14 protein-coding genes are annotated in these 16,555 nt (G+C 46.0%); 1 reads left to right on the top strand and 13 read right to left on the bottom strand.

Annotation, left to right across the window (positions count from 1 at the left end):
* Positions 1–643 precede the first annotated feature (643 nt).
* From lysS to pth, 11 genes are all read right to left on the bottom strand, one after another.
* Entirely contained in the window at positions 644–2,146 is a 1,503-nt protein-coding gene (gene lysS / locus QOS07_RS02885; protein WP_283587501.1) for a lysine--tRNA ligase, read from the bottom strand.
* A 15-nt stretch (positions 2,147–2,161) separates the two neighbouring features.
* Positions 2,162–3,175 (bottom strand): tRNA dihydrouridine synthase DusB, encoded by a 1,014-nt coding sequence (gene dusB, locus QOS07_RS02880; RefSeq protein WP_283587500.1) that lies wholly within the window; start codon positions 3,173–3,175, stop codon positions 2,162–2,164.
* A 112-nt stretch (positions 3,176–3,287) separates the two neighbouring features.
* Positions 3,288–4,244: an Hsp33 family molecular chaperone HslO gene (gene hslO / locus QOS07_RS02875; protein WP_283587499.1), complete on the bottom strand. Its 957-nt coding sequence runs from the start codon at positions 4,242–4,244 to the stop codon at positions 3,288–3,290.
* Positions 4,245–4,323: 79 nt separating this feature from the next.
* On the bottom strand, positions 4,324–6,471 hold the full coding sequence (gene ftsH, locus QOS07_RS02870) for an ATP-dependent zinc metalloprotease FtsH (RefSeq protein ID WP_283587498.1): 2,148 nt from the start codon (positions 6,469–6,471) through the stop codon (positions 4,324–4,326).
* A gap of 86 nt (positions 6,472–6,557) precedes the next feature.
* Positions 6,558–7,100, bottom strand: a complete 543-nt coding sequence (hpt, locus tag QOS07_RS02865) for a hypoxanthine phosphoribosyltransferase (protein WP_283587497.1) — start codon at positions 7,098–7,100, stop codon at positions 6,558–6,560.
* 12 nt (positions 7,101–7,112) lie between these two features.
* Entirely contained in the window at positions 7,113–8,480 is a 1,368-nt protein-coding gene (gene tilS, locus QOS07_RS02860) for a tRNA lysidine(34) synthetase TilS (RefSeq protein ID WP_283587496.1), read from the bottom strand.
* A gap of 5 nt (positions 8,481–8,485) precedes the next feature.
* Positions 8,486–8,992 carry a S1 domain-containing RNA-binding protein gene (locus QOS07_RS02855; RefSeq protein WP_283587495.1) on the bottom strand — a complete coding sequence of 169 codons (507 nt, stop codon included), beginning with the start codon at positions 8,990–8,992 and terminating at the stop codon, positions 8,486–8,488.
* Positions 8,993–9,073: 81 nt separating this feature from the next.
* The gene (locus QOS07_RS02850) at positions 9,074–9,430 is read right to left on the bottom strand and encodes an FtsB family cell division protein (RefSeq protein ID WP_283587494.1); all 357 of its coding nucleotides are present in this window, start codon (positions 9,428–9,430) and stop codon (positions 9,074–9,076) included.
* Between the two features lie 106 nt (positions 9,431–9,536).
* Positions 9,537–9,803, bottom strand: coding sequence for an RNA-binding S4 domain-containing protein (locus QOS07_RS02845; RefSeq protein WP_283587493.1), 267 nt, complete (start codon positions 9,801–9,803; stop codon positions 9,537–9,539).
* Between the two features lie 11 nt (positions 9,804–9,814).
* Entirely contained in the window at positions 9,815–13,354 is a 3,540-nt protein-coding gene (mfd, locus tag QOS07_RS02840; protein WP_283587492.1) for a transcription-repair coupling factor, read from the bottom strand.
* Positions 13,355–13,373: 19 nt separating this feature from the next.
* Positions 13,374–13,934 (bottom strand): aminoacyl-tRNA hydrolase, encoded by a 561-nt coding sequence (pth, locus tag QOS07_RS02835; protein ID WP_283587491.1) that lies wholly within the window; start codon positions 13,932–13,934, stop codon positions 13,374–13,376.
* Positions 13,935–14,149: 215 nt separating this feature from the next.
* Between pth and cbpA the strand changes: the two genes are divergently transcribed.
* Positions 14,150–14,791 (top strand): cyclic di-AMP binding protein CbpA, encoded by a 642-nt coding sequence (cbpA, locus tag QOS07_RS02830; protein ID WP_283587490.1) that lies wholly within the window; start codon positions 14,150–14,152, stop codon positions 14,789–14,791.
* 132 nt (positions 14,792–14,923) lie between these two features.
* Here the strand turns inward: cbpA and QOS07_RS02825 are convergent, their stop codons facing one another.
* Both QOS07_RS02825 and alr read right to left on the bottom strand, forming a co-directional pair.
* Positions 14,924–15,277 (bottom strand): type II toxin-antitoxin system PemK/MazF family toxin, encoded by a 354-nt coding sequence (locus QOS07_RS02825; RefSeq protein ID WP_283587489.1) that lies wholly within the window; start codon positions 15,275–15,277, stop codon positions 14,924–14,926.
* Between the two features lie 17 nt (positions 15,278–15,294).
* Positions 15,295–16,419, bottom strand: a complete 1,125-nt coding sequence (alr, locus tag QOS07_RS02820) for an alanine racemase (protein WP_283587506.1) — start codon at positions 16,417–16,419, stop codon at positions 15,295–15,297.
* Positions 16,420–16,555: the final 136 nt, after the last annotated feature.

The following is a 16,555-nucleotide window of genomic DNA, read 5'->3' as shown; positions in this document are numbered from 1 at the left end:
GCTCCAATCACCGAAGTGATCGAAGACCCTACACATTTGATTCGTCGAAACTTTGTTCAGTTTTCAAAGGTCTACCTTATTAGCAGTTAACTAACAAATTCATTATATCATATCTGCCGGTTGAAGTCAACAACTATTTTCAGCTGATCAAGCAACTTCAACCAAGCAACTTCAATAATATATCATGTCACTCCGGAACTGTCAACAAGTTTATTTAATCAACTTATCTTAACCAGTCGCCTCAAGCAACGGTATTTACTATACCGATATCTCAACCCATTGTCAACGATTTATTTAAACTAATTTCAGTTATTTTTTAAACCTGAACGAATAATCATAGCCCGACAATTTTATTCAGTTTTTCGTCAAAAAAAGCAATAAAATAAGAAAAACCAAAAATAATGTGCGTCTTATTTTTTGATATGTCGATGATATACAGTCAATTTTTTTAATAATTACTTCCAAATTTTGTCGAATTTCATCCTATCTTTTTATTCACAACTAGCATGTCAAAATACTTGTCAACCAGACCATTCGTACAACCAGCCAAGTATTCCCAGGCGACCATCTTTGGTGTCCTTTAATTAAACAAAAAAGCTTTGTCACACCTGTTAATAAGTGTGGCAAAGCCTTCTCTTCAATTCTACTTTTTGTTTTTTCCTTCCTTTTCCGGACGCATTGTTGGGAAGAGGATAACGTCACGAATTGACTTTGCATCGGTCAATAGCATTACTAACCGGTCAATTCCGATACCAAGACCACCTGTTGGCGGCATCCCATATTCAAGAGCCTGAACGTAGTCTAAGTCCACTGGTTCGGCTTCATCATTACCGTTAGCCTTTTCCTTTGCCTGCATCTCAAACCGTTCCTTCTGGTCAATTGGGTCATTCAATTCACTGAAGGCGTTCCCCAGTTCGCTACCATCAACATACAGTTCAAACCGGTCGGTCATTTCAGGATTTTCTTTGTTCCGCTTTGCCAATGGTGAAACTTCCACTGGGTATTCGTAAACAAAGGTTGGTTGAATCAGGGTATCTTCAACAAATTCTTCAAAGAATGCGTTTAAGATGTGGCCCTTAGTCCAGTAAGGCTTGTATTCAACCTTATGTTCATCAGCCAATTTCTTTGCATCTTCATCAGTCATTGACTTGTCACTAAAGTCGATGCCCGTCTTTTCCTTAACCGCATCAACCATAGTAACCCGCTTAAAGTCACCACCAAGATCAATCTCACGTCCTTGGTAGGTAATCTTACCATCATCAGAAACCACCTTTGCAGCGGCCTTTACAATTCCCTCTGTTTCATCCATTACATCATGGAAGTCAAAGTAGGCTGCATAAGTTTCCATCGTCGTAAATTCTGGGTTGTGGTGTGGGTCCATCCCTTCATTCCGGAAGATCCGGCCTAATTCATAAACCCGTTCAAAGCCACCAACAATTAGCCGCTTCAGGTACAATTCAGTTGCAATCCGCAGGTACATGTCAATATCCAGAGCGTTGTGGTGGGTAACAAATGGCCGTGCATTGGCACCACCGGCCTGGGTGTTTAGGATCGGCGTTTCCACTTCGGTAAAGCCATGTTCATCCATGTACTTCCGCACAGCCTTGATAATTGCTGTCCGTTGGTGGAACCGCTTGAAGCTTTCTGGATTAGAAATCAGATCAAGGTAACGCTGACGGTAAATCGTCTCTGGGTCAGTAACCCCTTCCCACTTGTTAGGAAGCGGCCGCAATGCCTTTGCCAGGAATGTAATCTTGTGGGCACGAACGGTTAATTCACCAGTATTAGTCTTGATAACATCCCCTTCAATTCCGAGAAAATCACCAATATCAGCCCGCTTAAAGATGTGGTATGGTTCGTCTCCAACCATGTCCTTACGAGCGTATACCTGGATCTTACCGGTCCGGTCAACGAAGTCAGCGAAGCCTGCCTTCCCACTGCTCCGCTTCCGGGTCATCCGGCCGGCAATGATAACCATTTCGCCCTTTTCATTCAATTCTTCCTTGTCATACTTATCATATTCGTCATGAATTTGTTGTGCTAGGTGGTCCCGCTTGAAGCGCCGGCCAAATGGTTCAATTCCGGCTTCCTTCAGTTCTTCCATTTTTTCACGACGAACACGCATTTGATCTAGTTCTTGTGACACAGATTTCTCCTCCTCTTATTGAGCTTCTTTTTTTGCAGCTTGCTTAGCTTCCCGTTCGGCTGTCTTTTCCGCAAATTCATCAAAGATATCGTTCATCTCTTGGCGCGTCTCTGCTTCAACTAACTTAGCCTTTGTCCGCGCAGAACGTGGAATACCCTTTAGGTAGTAAGTTGACAGTCCACGGAACTCACGGACACCAATGTATTCACCCTTTAAATCGATCAACCGGTTCAGGTGCTCCTTGGCCATCTTAATCTTCTTCTCTGGTGTCGCCTCAGGTAGTAACTCACCAGTTTCCAAATAGTGCTCCGTCCTGGTCAGCATCCACGGGTTCCCCATGGCAGCCCGGCCAATCATTGCGGCAGTTGCCCCGGTCATTTCTAAGACCTTCTTGGCATCTTCAGGTGTCCGAATATCACCATTAGCCATGAACGGGATCGTTAAGTGACTGGCAACCTCTTTTAGTATATTCCAATCAGCGTGTCCCGTATACATCTGTTTTCTTGTCCGGCCATGCATTGCAATAGCTGCGGCACCAGCTCGTTCGGCAGCTAGTGCATTGTCAACTGCGTAAATATGCTTATCATCCCAACCGGTCCGCATCTTCACCGTTACTGGCTTTTTTACAGCATCGGTAACGTAAGAGACCATTTCATAAACCTTATTAGGGTCAAGCAACCAGCGTGCACCAGCATCCGTCTTAACGACCTTGTTAACTGGGCACCCCATATTGATGTCAATTACATCGGCAGCGGTGTGCTGGTCAACATACTTAGCAGCTTCAACCAGCGTTTCCTTTGTTCCACCAAAAATTTGGATTCCCATTGGGTGTTCACTCGGGTCAACATCCATCATGTTCAGTGTCTTTTTATTGTGGTACATAATCCCGCGGTCAGAAATCATTTCACAAACCACGTAGCCAGCACCAAACTCTTTACAAATTACCCGAAAGGCAGAGTTAGTCACCCCGGCCATCGGCGCAACAACAACTTGGTTTGGGATATCGACATCGCCAATCTTCCACTTCATACTTTCACCTCATTACTAAATTTGGCACAAGTGAGCTGGCTTCAATTGTGCGCTTATTATTGGTTCGATAACTCAACCATCATAGCACATCAACCGTCCAGGAACCAAGTAACTACTTTTGGTCATCTTTCTTTTCGGCTTGCTTTTCTTTTTCCGCCATTTCCTTATCGGCTTCTGCATCAGCAACTTTTTTATCGTAAATCAGTTGAAGTTCGTTTTCATTAAACTCATACTTTTTACCACAGAATTGACAAACTGTCTCCGCATGGTGATCCTCATCAATCAGCTGCTTAAGGTCCTTCGTACTCAGGCTTTCAAGCGCATGTGCAAACCGCTGCTTGGAACAGTTGCACTCGTAGCGGACTGGCATCTTATCCAAGATCTTCAAGTCATCACCGAAAAGCTTCTTCAAGATATCTTCTGGCGTATCACCATCGCGGAGCATTTCGGAAACTAGTGGTAGACCCTTTAACGTCTTTTCTAGTTTAGTGATTTCTTCATCACTAGCACCTGGCATTACTTGGATCATAAAGCCACCAGCAACTTCAATACTGTCGTCAGTGTTGACAAAGACAGACAAGCCAACCGCGGATGGGATTTGTTCAGACTGGGCAAGGTAGTAAGTGAAGTCATCACCTAATTCACCAGAAACCAGGTTAACTTCACCCGTATAAGGGGTCTTGTCTCCCGGAGTCATCTTGGTTACAGAAAGGGTTCCCTTCGTACCAACTGCACCAGCTACATCAATCTTCCCTTTGCTATTAGCAGGCAAGTTTACATGTGGATTGCCCATGTAACCCTTAACGGTTCCTTTAGGCGTTCCGTCAGCCACAATGTAGCCCACTGGCCCATTACCTTGAATCTTAACGGTCATTCCGGCATCGCCTTCCAGCCCAGCAGTTGCCAGCAGGACGGTCCCCACTAGCGTCCGTCCTAATGCCGCTGAAGAAGCCGACCAGGTATCATGAATTTCATGCGCTTTTTCAACCAGTTGGGTAGCATTAACCGCATAAGCACGGAACTTACCATCCTTCGTCATACTCTTAACTAAATAGTCAGTCGTTTTCATCTTTTCATCTTCCTCCTTAGCAAATAAAAATAGGAGCGCGAACCTTGTTTAGCTCATACACTCCTATTCTATCATTTTATTAATCTTGGTGGTCAGAATCGTCATCCGAATGATGGTCATCATCGGTTGACTTTGCTGAACCAGCATCAGTATCGGTTGGCTTACTATCATCAGTGTCCTGACTAGTAGGCAATTCTTTGTTTTCGTTTGCCTTGTCAGTCCGCTTTTCGTCTTCCATCCGTTCCAATGCCCGCTTGGATTCTTCAAAGGTTTGTGCGTATGCTTCTTCGTCAGCATCAGCATGTGCCTTTTCAGGGATCTTCCCTGTCTTGTAAAGACTAAGAATTTCCTTTTCATCCAGCGTTTCATACTTAAGTAATGCTTCGGCAATTACCTTGTGCTGCTCACGGTGGGTTTCCAGGATGTGGAGGGCCGTTTCATGGCCTTCATTCAAGATCCGCCGTACTTCTTCATCAACCAGTGCCGCGGTCTTTTCCGAGTAAGTCGATTGGTCATAACCTTGGCCAGTAAATACTTGACCGGAGCTTTGCAGTTCAACTGGGCCAATCTTGTCACTCATCCCGTATTGGGTAACCATTGCACGAGCAATCTGGGTTGCCTGTTCAAAGTCATTTGAAGCACCCGAAGATTGGGACTTGAAGATCAATTCTTCAGCCGCACGACCACCCATCAAACCGGCGATCTGTTCTTCGGCATTCTTCTTTGACATCAGCATTTGGTCTTCCCGTGGCAGCATAATTGCGTAACCACCGGCACGGCCACGAGGCACGATCGTAACCTTGTGGACAACCCGGGCATCATTTAAGACCAGACCAACAATGGTGTGACCAGCTTCGTGGTAAGCTACTGTCTTCCGTTCTTGTGGTGATTGAACCCGGTCGTGCTTAGCTGGACCAGCGATAACCCGGTCTTCAGCTTCATCTAGGTCCGCCGCGTCAATCTGCGTCTTGTTACGACGAGCAGCAAGTAATGCCGCTTCGTTTAGCAGGTTGGCAAGGTCAGCACCCACGAAGCCAGGAGTTTGCTTAGCAATTTCCTTCAGGTCAACGTCGCTAGCCAGTGGCTTATTCTTCGCGTGAACCCGCAGAATAGCTTCACGTCCCTTAACATCAGGACGGCCAACCAGGATCTTACGGTCAAACCGGCCTGGCCGCAGTAAGGCAGGGTCCAAGACATCAGACCGGTTAGTAGCAGCCATTACAATGACCCCTTCGTCACCTTGGAACCCGTCCATTTCAACTAACAGTTGGTTAAGGGTTTGTTCACGTTCATCGTGGCCACCGCCCATACCGTTTCCACGGCGACGACCAACCGCATCAATTTCATCAATGAAGATGATGGCTGGTGCGGCCTTCTTAGCTTGGTCAAAGAGGTCCCGGACACGACTGGCACCAACCCCGACGAACATTTCAACGAAGTCAGAACCAGAAATCGAGAAGAATGGTACCCCTGATTCACCGGCAACGGCCTTGGCCAGCAAAGTCTTACCAGTACCCGGGGGCCCCTCCAAGAGGACACCAGATGGAATCTTAGCACCCAACTTGGTGAATTTCTTTGGATTCTTCAAGAATTCAACAACTTCAACCAGTTCCTGCTTTTCTTCTTCTTCCCCAGCAACATCTGAGAAACGAACCTTGTTCTTCTTGGCATCCGCTGGTTTAGCCTTGGTCTTACCAAAACTCATTACCCCACGGCCGCCACCGCCTTGGCCAGCTTGGCCCATCATCATGTAGAAGAAGAAAATCATGATGACCAGTGGCAAGACCGTTAACAGCAAGTTCATCCAAATACTGTTCGATTCTTCAGCGCGGGTACTTACTTTTACGTTATGCTTGTTCGCATACCGTTGGAGTTGGCTCACCGTTACGTCACTTTCAAGCACCGAACTTTGGAATTGTGAAACCTTGTTGTTGCGTTGTGTGGATAAAGCAAAGCCGCCATTGGCGTTGTTATTACTATTATTGGCCTGTGGCTTGCGATAAGTCCCGGTAACCTTGTAAACACCGCCGTTTGGCTGAAGCTGGACACTCTTTATCTTGTTGCTCTTCAGTTCAGAGATAAACTCGCTCTGGGTAACCGTCTTGCTTTGACCCGTGGATTGGTTACCACCAAAGAAAAAGTAAGCAATACCCATAATGCATAAGAACATCACTGCGTAGAAGAGAACGTTATGAGTAAAATTATTATTTCGCCGATTGTTGTTCATAACAACCTCCTATCTACCAGCAACAAATTAATTGTAACAACTATGATAGCATACTTGACAATCGTTGACCATTAAATCGCTGGCAATTAATCTTCACTGTAAACTGACGGCTTCAAAATACCTACATACGGAAGATTCCGGTAGTAGCCCTTGTAGTCAAGGCCGTAACCAACCAAAAATTCGTTTGGCACTTTATAGCCGTAATATTCAACATTAACGTCAAATTCGCGACCTTCCGGCTTGTTCAGTAGTGAAACTGTCTTGACGCTCTTTGCACCCCGTTCCTTTAACAGGTTAACCAGGTACTGAAGCGTCCGACCACTGTCAACGATGTCCTCAGTGATTAACACGTTCCGGCCCTTCACGTCAGCAGTCATGTCATGGATCAACTTTAATTGACCAGTCGTTGCCGTCCCACCAAAGTAGGTTGAGACATCAATAAAGTCCATCTGCGCCATGATATCCATCTTTTCAATCAGGTCAACGGTAAAAAGTACCGCACCGGTCAAGACACAGAGAATCAGCGGATCCTTGTCCTTGTATTCTTCTGACAACTGATCTGCCAGTTTACCAATTGTCTTCTGAATGTCTTCTGCACTGTACAACACTTTTTCAATGTCGTTATTCATAATAACTCTCCCCTACTTGCTTTGTTTATAAATAATAACCTTTTGCCATTTTTGTTGAAAATCAACTGGTCGTGCAAACCAGCTCCACTTGCGGCCGATCAGCCAAACAACTTCTCCCTTTGCGTCAACTAACACTTGCTGTCGTTGCCGTTGACTATTGGGCACTTTTTGGTCAATCAATATCCGCCGCACCTTTTGTTGACCACCATTTTTTAAACGGAGAGTATCACCACTCGTCCACTTGCGAATAGACAGTGGAAACTGGTCCGGCGCAAGCCACATTTCCTGGGCCGTGCCTCCTGATTTTGCATCGAGTTCAGTTGTTGACACCAAAATTCGCTGGTCATTTACGAAATACCATTGGCCCAATTCTACCATATGCGCCGTATTATTTTGGACCCCCATAGCTAATTTTTCTTCAGATGTAACAAAACACCAGTCATAATCTTTTACCAGTACTTGTTTTCCCGGCAAAAGGAGCTGTTGCTGGGGTGTCGACGGGTTATCCAGTGCGATAACCAACTCGTCTAATAATGACTGCTTGAGTCCCTTAGTAGTCCGCTCTAACCACCGTTGCAAGACTAGCTTCTTCATCGGTGACAGCAGGGTACGCCATCCCTCCAGAGAAAGTTTTCCTCCTTTTGTTAACTCTCTAAGGTAGACAGATAATTGTTGGTCACGCCACGCTAGCAAATCAGCTAATTGTTGATGGTAGCTGCTCAGGTGGTCCAACAGGCGTGGGTTTTCCTTTTCCAGTGCCGGAATAATTTCGTGCCGGTACCGGTTGCGGGTAATTGCTAAATCGTTGTTAGTACTATCCTCGTACCATGTTAAATCGTGTGCACGCGCATAATTAATTAAGCGGTCCTTAGAAAAAGGGAGTAGTGGACGAACCAGCTGGCCGCCAGCGAAGGGCCGAATATCGGCTATTCCTACCAGCTGGTTTAATTGACCGCCCCGGGCCAGCTTCATTAGCATCGTTTCTGCCAAATCATTTTGGTGGTGCGCCGTCACTACAAAGTCAGTATTTTTCGTTGCCATCACCCGGGCAAAAAAGTGGTACCTAAATCGCCGCGCCGCTTCTTCAACACCATTGCGGGGATGCTGGTTAACCGGCCAGTGGCAAACCACTAGCGGTAAATTATGGATATTACAGTAGCTACGGATAAACTGCTCTTCTACGCCACTCTGCTCTCTCAACTCATGGTTAACGTGTGCCACGATTATTTGTGGCCGCATCTCCAATGGCAAACTTTCTAATAGGTGGAGGAGGACCATTGAATCGACTCCCGTGGAAACAGCAACGACTACCGTATCGTCTTTACTAAAAAAACGACGCCCTTCCAGGTGTCGCTTAAAATCTTCTTCGAGCTTCGTCATGGTGACTAGCTCCGCCGACCGCCGCGGCCACCACGCTTACCGTCTGTTTGACGCTTTAATGTGGATAACCGTGATTCACTTTCTTTTAAGTAGCCAGCCAGCATGTCATTAAAGTCTTCATGTTGGTGACTATTGTGGTTGTGACGTCCACCGTTGAAGCCACCACGATAATTATTTTGATGACCGTGGAAATCATTGTTGCGGTTCTCATGGTGGAAGTGGCGCTTATTCTCACCATGGAAATGATGGTCATGATCATGATGTTCTTTATGTTCGTGCGGTGCAGCTGCCTTCATTGACAAGGCAATCTTACCGTCATCACCGATCTTCATCACCTTTACTGTCACCGTGTCACCAACTGACAAGACATCATGAACATCTTTAATATATTTATCAGAAATTTGGCTAATGTGAACTAACCCTGTTTGGTTGTCATCTAAGTCGACAAATGCACCAAAATTCGTGATTCCCGAAACCTTGCCGGAAACCTTTGCTCCCACTTCAATTGCCATGAAACTAATAGATCCTCCTCGAGTCACCTAAATTTATAATTTAATGTGTTGAGTATAACATACCCGCAACCGAAAACGTAACTAGTTATCCAAATTATAAACCGTTTCGCCCTTTTTTGAGTAGTTATACTTTGCACGAACCACTTGTTGAATGTAATCCGGATCGTGCAACAGCTTAATTTTTTGTTTTAACTGCTTGCTTGTCTTCTGCTGGTCCCTTAACTGGGCCTGCGACTGGGAAATATTATTATTGACCTTTGCTAGCGTCCGCTTACTGTAGGAAATTTGAATTCCTAAAACAATAAAGACTACTAAAAAGGCAATCACAATCCGCCGGCAACGCCGAACGTGAACTCTGTGTCTTTGCTGATCAGCCGAAAACTTGTGGACATACGGTGTATTAAGCTGTGAAACTTTATTATCACCCTGGCTTTTCATGCTTTCCCCTCACTTCTTTTGCTTATAACATTCTAAGTATAGCAAGGGGCCCCCGCAATTGTCCACCGCAAATAGCAGCTAAATATCAAATTTTTTATAATCAATCCTAGTTGAAGTCTTCAGCGTAAGTTTCATCTAGGATTTCATACATATCTTCTGCCTCACTCTTCTTGGTTGTTTCAACAATCCGGTTAATCTTAATGGTTTCCGTCTTATTACCAAACTTAATAGTTAAAGTGTCACCAACCTTAACCTTGCTTGAAGACTTAGCAGGCAGGTTATTAATCAGAATCCGTCCCTGGTCAGCAATTTCTTTTGCCACTGACCGTCGCTTAATAATCCGTGATACCTTTAAAAACTTATCTAAACGCATATTCTCCTCCATTATTCTTTAACTGTCCTTGAGTTTTCTTCAATTATAACTGTGCTCAGCCCCGTCACAAACTTCAATAGTTGGTTAAGCCAGTCCGCGGTTGTCATCTTTGGCTGAATTACCAACCGAACCGTCAACTGATCGTCCTGTTCACCGAGCGTGGCTTTAAACCTTGTCTTGGCCAGGAGCTTGATGATTGTTGGTGCCTTAACCATGTGGCTACCTGCCGGGGTGAACGTAATTAAGATATTATCCCGTTGCCGTTTAATTTGGCTAATCATCGCCTCATCCGCATGCTGCTTGAGCTTACTTATGAGGAGCAAGTTACCAACCGCTGTTGGATAATCACCAAACCGGTCAATCAGGTCCCCCTGTATTTCCAACAGTTCATCGTCATCTTCTGCCTGCCGGATTGTCTTGTATAGTTCAATCTTCTGTCGTTGGTCATCAACATAGCTATCTGGGAGGTATGCCTCGACCCCTAGTTCAACTTCGGCGTCGGCATGAGCAGCTTTCTTCTTTCCCTGCTTCTTTGCAACGGCCTCGTTTAACATTGCCGAGTACAGGTCATAACCAACTGAGTCGATGAACCCGTGCTGCTGCTTGCCAAGGATGTTCCCAGCACCACGAATTGATAGGTCCCGCATTGCGATCTTAAATCCAGAACCAAGCTCCGTAAAGTCACGGATTGCGGCTAACCGTTTTTCACCAAGTTCCGTTAATACCTTATTTGGCTGGTACATAAAGTAGGCGTAGGCCACCCGGTTGCTCCGGCCAATCCGACCACGGATCTGGTAAAGCTGTGCCAGACCAAGGTGGTCCGCGTTTTCAACAAACAGGGTATTGACGTTTGGAATATCAACCCCGGTTTCGATAATCGAGGTGGTGACTAACACATCATAGTTCCCCTGGATGAAGTCGTACAAAACTGTCTCCAGCTCATTTTCGCTCATCTTACCGTGGATAAAGCCAATTTGGGCTTCGGGAACCAGCTCTTGAAGCTTCATGACGGTCTCTTCAATGTCGCTAACCCGGTTGTGCAGGTAGTAAACCTGACCGCCACGTTGCATTTCACGCATGATTCCATCCCGAATGGCTCCAGCATTTTGTTCCATCACGTAAGTCTGGATTGGGAAACGTCCTGCCGGCGGAGTCTCTAGTACTGACAGGTCTCGAACACCGAGCATTGACATATTGAGGGTTCGGGGGATTGGGGTGGCGGTAAGTGTCAAGACATCGACATTGTTCTTCAATTTCTTTAACCGTTCCTTGTGCTTAACACCAAATCGTTGCTCTTCGTCAACAATCACGAGGCCCAGGTCGTTAAACTTAACATCCTTGGAGAGAATCCGGTGGGTCCCCACAACAACGTCAATAGTGCCGTCTGCTAATCCCTTATCCGTTTCCTTTAACTCCTTATTGGTCTTAAAGCGAGACATCAGGGCGATCTTTACTGGAAACCCAGCAAAGCGTTTGCTCAGCGTATCAAAGTGCTGCTGTGCTAACACCGTTGTTGGCACCAGGAAGGCAACCTGCTTTCCACCAGTGACAGCCTTGAAGATTGCCCGCATTGCCACTTCGGTTTTGCCATAGCCAACATCCCCGACCAGCAAGCGGTCCATCGGTCGTGGCTTTTCCATATCAAGCTTAACTTCCTTAATACTCCGCAACTGGTCGCGGGTTTCATTATAAGGAAAGTTAGCATCAAACTGGTCTTGGAGGTAATCATCCTTTGGAAAGGCATACCCCTTTGCTGCTTCCCGCTTAGCATAGAGGTCAACTAACTCATCAGCGATATCTTCAACCTTTGAGGCGACCCGTCGCTTTGTCTTTGCCCATTCATTACCACCGAGCCGGTTAATCCGTGGGGTTTTCGATTCGGAGGAAACGTACTTTTGGACCAAGTTTAACTGGGTAACCGGGACAAAGATCTGGGCGTTGTTCCGGTAATTAATGATCATGTAATCCTGGTGGACACCGTCGACTTCCATTGTCTTGATCCCACTAAAGATCCCGATCCCATGGTTAACATGAACGACATAGTCCCCTGGCTTAAGGTCGGTATAACTCTTAATTCGCTCTGCATTCGCCAGCTTTTGTGGCCGGTGCCGGCGTTTTTTAACCTGTTTAAACATCTCACCCTCAGTAATGATTACCAGGCCAGCAGCCGGCATTTCAAAACCATTATTCAGGCTTCCCGCTACTAGTTGAACGGTGTTAACTTTTAGGTCTTCCGCTCCCGTTTCGACTGCCTTAATGCCGAAGTCAGTCATTGTCTGGGCGATCTGTTTCCGTCGTTCCTGGTTAGCTGCTAAGAGGACAATGGTTTGCCCCTGGTCGATCCATCGTTGCAACTCCGACTTTAATAGGGGCATCTGCCCAAAGAAACGTTGCATTGGTCGGCTGGTCAACTCAACCAGCCGGTTAAAGCGGAAGTTCCCGGTCCCCTTTTTTAATAGGGCACCAAAAAGCTGTGCATGCTGGTCTTCCTTAACTAAGGTGACCAGGTCGCTACTCAACTGTGGAGCTGCCGTCAACTGACGGTACTTCACCTTATCTTCTAGCCATCCCTGATCTTCATCGGCCAATTTATCTGCACTGTCCTTTAACCGGGTAAAGTCATCTAAGTAGACAGCCCCTTCTTCCGCTAAGTAATCCAGCAATGAATGACGGTCAGGGTAGAGTAAGTTACTAAACTCCAGCATCTCATTTGGCAAGTGATGGTCCTTTAATGCCGTCAAAATAGGTGTGAAGCGGTTATTAACCTGCTGGATAATATCTTCATCACCATCAGCTAGCCCCTTTTTCAGCTGTTCATATTCCTGGCTGACCGCTTTTGTAACCCGTGGGAATTCCGCTGGTGGCAAGATAAGGTCGGTTGCCGGTAAAATTTCAACTTCCTTCACGTTGTCAATGCTCTTCTGCGTACTGGCATCAAAGTACCGCAAGGAATCAACTTCAGTATCAAAGAGGTCAATCCGGACCGGGTTATCAGTATTGAGGGCGTAAATATCAATAATCGACCCCCGAATTGCAAAATCACCCGGCCGGAGAACCATTTTTTGCAGCTGGTAGCCCATTGCACTTAGCCGGTTGCGGGCTTTCTCAGGATCAAGGTCACCACCAACCGCAATTTTTAATGTTGATTGGGCAAAGAAGTCGGGTGCCACCACGTTCCGTCGTAACCCGGAAGCAGAGGCAACCACTACTACCGGCTGCCCACTATTTAAGGCGTTGAGTGCCTGGACACGCTGCAGACGGTAATTCGGTGAACTGGTAGCCACCTCAGCGGCGAGTACTTCCTCGACTGGGAACTGGTACACCTCATTAGCACCGAGGAGGTCGGTTAAATCATCAGCTAGTTCCTCCATATGGCTAAGGCTGTCAGTTACTGCCAGGATCGGCTGCTTTCTGGTGTGGAGCAATCCCGCTAAGAGCAGCGTCCGGGCTGATCCTGAAATACCGGTAATTAGCTGCCGCTTACCGGGTTGCCACTGTTGGGCTACCTGTTTAAATTCATTTGTCTTTTCAATAAAGCTTTCTAAGCGCACAGCTCCGTAATCCCTCCTATTAGTTATAGTCGTTCATTAGTTGAGCAAAATCTTCGCCCTTAATCCAATCTTCAAGTGCATGTTCGGCCGTTTCAACTGCATCGTCGAACTTTGGCCGCTCATCCTTGTAAAACTTACCAAGAACATGGCTAACCACGGTTCCGTGCTTAGGGTGGTCAATCCCCAGCTTAACCCGGTTAAAGTTCTTGGTACCCAGAGCGTTAATAATACTCTTTAGGCCGTTATGACCGCCAGATGCGCCATGAGTCTTTAAGCGAACCTTACCGACTGGCATGTCTAGGTCATCGTTTACCACTACTAAATCCTTAAGGTCCAAGTTGTAATAATCAACCAAGGGGCCAACTGCCCGGCCGGAATCATTCATGAAGGTCGTTGGCTTCACTAACATCACTTTTTCACCATCAATCACGCCCGAAACAGCAACCGCTTCTTGCTTAAGGTGACTAAAAGCACCCAGTTGGTAGTCCCGTGCTAACTGGTCAACAACCATGAAGCCAGTGTTATGACGGGTTTCATCATAGCGACTCCCAATATTTCCTAGGCCAACAATCATTTTCATTATCTTTTCCATCCCTTCGCAAGCTAAAATGCAAAAAGGCCGCACGGGCAAACTACCCGTCCAGCACTAATATTGACACTTATTATACAGTAGAACATTTTAAAACTAAAATAATTGCGCTCCGCTGCTTTTAAAACTTTTCTCATTTTTCTCTCATAATTAGTTCTAATATGTTATGATAGTGGAGCACTTAAAAAGAAGCAGAGGTCAGAAAAATGATTTTCAGTTCACTCATTAAAACTAAGGATAAGCTAACCACGCTACCAGAAACCGCGACCCTTGGAGAAGCACTATCCATATTGGAAGATACTGGTTTTCGTTGCGTTCCCGTGCTCGATAAATCGGGACGGATTTTCCGGGGCAACATCTACAAGATGCACCTTTACCGGCATAAGTCACGTAATGGGGACATGTCATTGCCGGTTACGTCCCTATTAAAGAACGCTACTAAGTTTGTTTCAATCAACTCCGCTTTTTTCTCCGTTTTCTTTGCGATGCGTGATTTACCATACATTGCCATTTTAAACGAGGAGAACCAATTCTACGGCATTCTCACCCATAACAGCATGCTGCGAATGCTGGCAGAAGGTTGGAATGTTAACAATGGTAGTTACGTTCTGACAGTAACTACTCCTGATGAACGTGGATCCTTGATGACTGCTACCAAGGAGATCACGCGTTACTGTCAGATTGTCAATGTCCTCTCCTTTGACCCCGAGCATACTTCCTTGAAGCAAGTCCTTTTCACCCTGCCCGCCGATGTTGACCACGATAAGATGGTTAAGGTTGTCCGGCGCCTCCAAAAGAAGGGCTTTCAAGTTTCAGAAATTGAGGATTTAAAAAAGCCATTTAATTAAAATACAACAAGGACCCGTGATAAAACTCAGCTTTATCACGGGTCCTTGTTGCGTTGTGTTGGTTCTTAATATTACAGAGATATCGTCGTCCAAAGCTAATCAAGACAACGAAAAAAGTTCCCCAACTTCTTCCTATTTCAGCCCCAAACTAATCTTTAGCGCATGGTCAACTTCCTTCATCCGGGTGGCTTTAACCCGGGTGATCCGGTCTTGCAGCCTTTGCTTGTCAATCGTCCTTACTTGCTCGAGTAAAATAACCGAATCATGAGCAAGGGGCGTCTCATCCTTACTAAGCAAAACATGGGTAGGCAGTTTGTTTTTCTGTACCTGGGTCGTAATCGCCGCTACTATTACCGTCGGGCTATAGTGGTTGCCAACGTCATTTTGCAATACTAACACTGGCCGAACGCCACCCTGTTCAGAACCAACTACTGGTGATAGGTCTGCATAGTATACTTCGCCACGTTTTACCTTTTTCCTAAGCATCCCTATCTCCCCTTTCATTAATAGTGGTAACTCCGGTGAATCCGGTTGTTAAAGTTCGTCAAAATCTCGTAATTAATCGTATTTGCCTGTTCAGCCATATCCTCTGCCGTAATCTCATTGTTCCCTGACTTGCCCATCAGAACCACCGGCGTATCAACCGGATAGTACTTTGGCAGGCGAATCATCATCTGGTCCATGCAAACCCGACCAGCAATTGGGCAGAATTGGCCATCGACTAATACTTTAAAGCCAGTCATGCACCGTGGATAACCGTCCGCATAACCAATTGGGACCGTTGCCAGCCACTCATCCTTTTTGGCGGTATAGGTGGCACCGTAAGAAACCGACTCACCGGCCTTCAATTTTTTAATAAAACATATTGCTGTCCGCAACGTACCAACCGGTTGCAGTTTTAAGTCCGCACGCAATTCTTTTCCGGAGGGATTATAGCCAAACATCGAAATCCCCATCCGCACTGTGTTAGCGGTGATCTTGTCACGGTGCCATAAACCGGTTGCCGAGTTAGCCATGTGGGTGAACGGTGGTAGCTCATCAAGGCTATTAATGAATTCCTCCCACCGGTCATACTGGTGATTAAAGTAGGTATCATCCGCACTGTCGGCAGTCGCAAAGTGGGTGAACATTCCCTCAAATTCAAACTCGGGATAGCTCCGCAACAGCTTAACGGCCTGGTCAAATTCAGCAACGTTGGTAAAGCCGATCCGTCCCATCCCTGTATCAACCGCCAAGTGAACTTTTAATGGCTTCTTCCAGTTAAATTGACGGGCAAACTGGTGGTACTTAGTCAGCCAGTCCAGTGAACCCACTGTTAAGGAGACACCAGCCTCAGCAGCAACATTTGCTTCCTCGACGGGAGTAATTCCCAGCACCAGGGTAACAATATCTAAACCACTATCACGTAGCTCTAAGGCCTCATCCAAAATTGCCACACACATCCCGGTTGCCCCAGCACGTAACGCAGCCTGGGCAACTGGCACGAGGCCGTGACCATATGCGTTGGCCTTCACTACTGCCAGGATTTTACTACCCGCGGGCAAGGCAGCACGCTGAGCTTGAATATTGTTACGCAAGGCACGCAAGTTAATGACATATTCCGTATTTCTCAAGCGCCCACTAATCATGTTTATCACTTTCTCCATTCTTAAATTTGCAGTTAACATTCTATCAAAAATGATTATCAATGACACACAACTTTACTCAAATTAAGAAAAATTGCTACTTTGGCAATTTTAACTATTGAGATATAATTTGGGATGT

The organism is Limosilactobacillus viscerum (assembly GCF_947387525.1).
Classification (GTDB): Bacteria; Bacillota; Bacilli; order Lactobacillales; family Lactobacillaceae; genus Limosilactobacillus; species Limosilactobacillus viscerum.
This window is presented reverse-complemented; position numbering and strand designations above follow the sequence as displayed.